General features: G+C 48.7%; 1 protein-coding gene. It reads right to left on the bottom strand.

What is annotated here, in order from left to right; translation table 11 throughout:
* Positions 1-1,419, bottom strand: a 1,419-nt coding sequence (locus tag ACRC27_RS05775) for a DEAD/DEAH box helicase (protein ID WP_438639403.1), incomplete at both ends; no start/stop codon positions are given.

The following is a 1,419-nucleotide window of genomic DNA, read 5'->3' on the forward strand; positions in this document are numbered from 1 at the left end:
ATAACACACGGTGACTTCGAATCGCCAATGCACTCAGTGTTGGTGGGGAGTTGAAACCATCGAGTTCCAGCAACGCTTGCAATAAGATAGCTTTAAAGCACTTACTCATGGCGGTCATTTCGATACCTTTGAGTAAGAAGTCATGATGTTGCGCCAGTATTTGGTGCAGTTCATCATCGCTGTTTTCTTGCTGCGCAACGAGATCGAACCAACTGCGATATTGTTGGCGTACTTTACTGAAGGGGTACTCGCTTTGGTAAAACTCCGTGGCGGTAGGGCGATGGCCTAATTGTTCGATAAGTTCTGAGTAATGTTCGCTCGCGGTAAATCCCTTTGCTTCTATCAAGGCTAACCACAACTTAATTACAACAGGGTCAAAATTGACAAAGCAACCCAGCGCGAGTGTCGGCTCACGCAGGGCTTTTTTCAGTTGCTGGAAATTACGAGTACCCAGTAATGCCGCAGGCCGATTCAAGAACGCAGTATGGTTACCGACAAAATCAATCACGACGAGCTGGGTTTTATTGGATGCTGGTGATAGACGCAGGCCCCGACCTAATTGCTGTAAGAATAAGATCTTGGACTCTGTCGGACGGATCATGAGTACCGTATCGATAGCAGGTAGATCGGTGCCCTCATTAAAAAGATCGACCGAAAAGATAATGTCCAGTTCACCGTTATTCAGGCGTTGTAAGGCTTCATTACGCCGGACAGTAGAATCACTGTATACGGCGCACGAGCGGATGCCATGGCGCTTAAAATACGCATCCATATAATCGGCATGTGATTTTGACACGCAAAAGGCGAGTGTGCGTTGCTGTTTTTTGGCCTGCCAGTGGTTGAAGATGTGTTTCGCGCGGCGCTCGGTTGCAAACTGGTTTTCTAACGTAACGGGGTCAAATTTGCCGTTGCGCCATGGGATCTCTTGATAATCCACGCTCTCATCTCTGATCCCATAATAGGTAAAGGGCACCAGAATACCGGCGTTAATGCCGAATTGCAGATCGCGGCTGTATACCAGATTGTTATCGCACAGCGATAAAATATCGGCGCGATCAGTTCGCTCAGGCGTCGCCGTTAACCCCAATAAAAATGTCGGGGTAAAATAGGCCAGCAATGCTTGGTAGGTTTGTGCACTGGCGTGATGGAACTCATCCACGACAATGTAATCGAAGTGATCAGGCGCAAAGCGTTGCAGGTGGGCATCTTGACCTAGGGTGCTTACCGAAGCAAAAAGATAATCCGCATCCCCATTTTTCTGATTACCGTTATACAACCCGGTATGGGCATGTGGGTTTAGGCGTAAAAAGGTTTCTTCCGCTTGTAGCAAAATCTCTTCGCGGTGCGCAACGAACAAAACGCGCTTGGCGTGCATCTGGCGGGCATCGAAGGCGGCGAGCCATGTTTTGCCCATACCGG

Origin of the sequence: Plesiomonas sp., from assembly GCF_051650925.1 — a bacterium.
Lineage (GTDB): Bacteria > Pseudomonadota > Gammaproteobacteria > Enterobacterales > CAMTGL01 > Plesiomonas.